The 3,045-nt window shown below is 69.8% G+C and carries 2 protein-coding genes; both read right to left on the bottom strand.

The genetic code is table 11. The features are described 5' to 3' along the window. Nucleotides 1-2 precede the first annotated feature (2 nt). Nucleotides 3-1,526, bottom strand: a complete 1,524-nt coding sequence (locus ACLEQD_RS40290) for a cellulose synthase family protein (protein WP_410391249.1) — start codon at nt 1,524-1,526, stop codon at nt 3-5. Nucleotides 1,527-1,844: 318 nt separating this feature from the next. Further along, nucleotides 1,845-2,810, bottom strand: a complete 966-nt coding sequence (locus ACLEQD_RS40285) for a D-alanine--D-alanine ligase (protein ID WP_410391250.1) — start codon at nt 2,808-2,810, stop codon at nt 1,845-1,847. Nucleotides 2,811-3,045: the final 235 nt, after the last annotated feature.

Below are 3,045 nucleotides of genomic sequence, written 5' to 3'. Positions count from 1 at the left end.
GCTCAGGCCGCCTGGCGCGGCTGCTCCTCGGAGGCCGGCACGGCGGGGGCGGCGTCCGGCGCCTTCGCCCGGCCCGCCAGGCCCTGCAGCAGGCTGGACACGCCCACGTAGAGGAAGCCCGCCAGGAACAGGATGATGAAGGGCACCGACGTGTAGATGCGCGCGTCGATGGCGAACCACAGCGCCCCGGTGAAGTAGGCGGCGAAGAGCAGCTCCACCGCCGGCATCAGCGTCTTGCTGCCCCGGTAGCTCTTCTTCACGGCCTTGACGCTCTTGCCCTCGGCGCCCGTCTTCGGCGTGCGCGCGAAGCCCGACTGCTGGTTGAGCAGCGCCTCGCCCACGGCCTTCGCGTTGTTGATGGCCAGGCCGATGCCCAGGCTCATCAGGAAGGGCAGGTACTTGAAGCGCTCCCAGCCCTTCACGCCGCGCTCGCGCTGGGCGGCCACGTAGAAGACGCAGACGCTGGCCGTCGCGGTGATGAAGAAGGGCAGGTCCAGGAACAGCGTGCCGTACAGGCCGTGCTGGAAGCGCACCACCATGCTGATGGGCATCAGCACGGACAGCAGCACCATCAACAGGTAGGCCATGTTGTTGGTGAGGTGGAAGAAGGCCTCGCGCTTCACCAGCAGCGGCAGGTCGCTCTTGAGGATGGTGGGGAGCAGCTTCTTCGCCGTCTGGATGGAGCCCTTGGCCCAGCGGTGCTGCTGGCTCTTGAAGGCGTTCATGTCCACCGGCACCTCCGCCGGGGAGATGACCTCCGGCAGGAAGATGAACTGCCAGCCCTTCAGCTGGGCGCGGTAGGACAGGTCCAGGTCCTCCGTGAGCGTGTCGTGCTGCCAGCCGCCCGCGTCGGAGATGGTGCTGCGGCGCCAGATGCCCGCGGTGCCGTTGAAGTTGAAGAAGCAGCCGGCGCGGTTGCGCGCGGTGTGCTCGATGATGAAGTGCCCGTCCAGGAAGATGCTCTGCGCCTGCGTGAGGATGGAGAACTCACGGTTCAGGTGGCCCCAGCGCACCTGCACCATGCCCACCTTCGCGTCCGCGAAGAAGGGCACCGTGCGCATCAGGAAGTCGGGGCTGGGGACGAAGTCCGCGTCGAACACCGCCACGTACTCGCCCGTGGCCAGCTTGAGGCCGTTCTCCAGCGCGCCCGCCTTGAAGCCCTGGCGGTTGACGCGGTGGATGTAGACGATGTCGTGGCCCTTCTGGCGGTGGCGCTCCACGCACGCCCGCGCGATGCCGCACGTCTCGTCCGTGGAGTCGTCCAGCAGCTGGATCTCCAGCAGCTCGCGCGGGTAGTCGATGCGGCACACCGACTCCACCAGACGCTCCACCACGTACATCTCGTTGAAGATGGGCAGCTGGATTGTTACCCGAGGCAGCGCGGGAAGCGTGCCGTTGGGCGTCGGCAGCTTGAACTTGTGGCGGTAATACAGAAACGCCATGCGGTAGCGGTGGGAGCCGTAGACTCCCAACACGCTCAGCAAGCTGAAGTAGACTGCCAGGAAGATGATCTCGACGGTGGTCATCGGTGACGCTCAGCCCCTCCCGCCGGCCCTGTCGCCAGCGGTCCTACCAGACGTGGCGGCATGCCCGACCGACCGCTCACGCTGACCGCCGCCTGTGGGTCTGCTGAGCCCCGCCCCGTATGTGCCCGTAAAGACTGGGCTTTGACCTTCCGGCTACTGATCGCCGGCGGACAATAGGGAGCGACCCGGGTCGTGTCAAACTATTCCCCGGATTCGAGAGGCGTCGCAGGGCAGACTTGACGCAGGATGTCACCCCCTCCTTCCCTGCGTCAAAGGGCTTCCGGGACGACGTCCCGGGTGCTCCGAGCGGCGCAGGACCTAGCGGGCGATGCGCAGGGGCACGGGCGCGACGGGGGCGGCCTCGGTGACGTGGGACTCGTCGCGGGTGGCGCGCTCGAGCACGCCCTGCACCAGCGCCGGGAAGTCCAGGCCCGCGCGGGCGGCGATCTTCGGCAGGAGGCTGGAGGGGGTGAAGCCCGGCAGGGTGTTCACCTCCAGCACCACGTCGTTCTCCGTGTCGGAGCAGAGCAGGTCCACGCGGCCGTAGCCCCGGCAGCCCAGGGCGCGGTACGCGGCGAGCGCGAGCGACTCCACGTTGACGCGGCGGGTGTCGGACAGGCGGGGCGGGAGGAAGTACTGGGTGCCGCCCCTGTACTTGGCCTCGTAGTCGAAGCCCTCGCGGGGGAAGGCCACCTCGCAGCTGCCCAGCACGCTGTCGCCGAGGATGCCCACCGTCACCTCCTGGCCCTTCACGAAGCGCTCCACCAGGGCCTCGCCGCCGAAGCGGCACGCCTGGGCCACCGCGGGCACCAGGGCCCCGGCGTCGTGCACCACGGACAGGCCCACGGACGAGCCGCCCTTCGCGGGCTTCACCACGCAGGGAAAGCCGCTGTCGCCGTGCAGCTCCAGCGCGCGCTCCGCGTCCTCGCGGGCCACCCGGTAGCCCCGGGGCGTGGCCAGGTTGTGCAGCTGGAAGAGCTTCTTCGCCATGGGCTTGTCCATGGCCAGCGCGGAGGCCAGCACGCCGGAGCCGGTGTACGGAAGCTCCAGCAGCTCCAGCAGGCCCTGCACGCGGCCGTCCTCGCCCATGCGCCCGTGCAGCGCGAGGAAGGCCACCTCGATGTCGGCCGCGCGCAGCGCCCGGTCCAGGCCCGGCCCCGCGAAGACGCGGGTGACGGTGTGCCCCAGGGTCTCCAGGGCCGCCACCACGGCCTCCCCCGTCTTGAGCGAAATCTCCCGCTCCTCGCCCCACCCGCCCATCAGCACTCCCACGCGCTTGCCCATGTCGTTGATGCCTCCCTGGGCCCGCGTCAGAGCACGGATGATGCCACGCACCGGCCGGGGTCCCCGGCGCGGACGTCGCATGCAAGTGGCTGGAATGACAGGGGTTTCGCGGTGGTGCCTGCTGGCAGGCAGCCGTGTCCGGGGGGACACGGCGCGGCCCGGCGGCCACGTGCGGGAGTGTTTACAGGGCGCCGCGCCCGGGCCCTGGAGCCCCGGACCAGAGGCGCGGCGGGGC

Source organism: Corallococcus sp. 4LFB, from assembly GCF_046520365.1.
Taxonomy (GTDB): domain Bacteria; phylum Myxococcota; class Myxococcia; order Myxococcales; family Myxococcaceae; genus Corallococcus; species Corallococcus caeni.
The sequence above is the reverse complement of the archived record's forward strand: the minus strand, read 5'-3'. Positions and strand labels throughout refer to the sequence as shown.

What these genes read in the sequence shown, in the direction of transcription:
- ACLEQD_RS40290 (WP_410391249.1), bottom strand. Translation starts at nt 1,526, where the DNA reads ATGACCACCGTCGAGATCATCTTCCTGGCAGTCTACTTCAGCTTGCTG.
- ACLEQD_RS40285 (WP_410391250.1), bottom strand. Translation starts at nt 2,810, where the DNA reads ATGGGCAAGCGCGTGGGAGTGCTGATGGGCGGGTGGGGCGAGGAGCGG.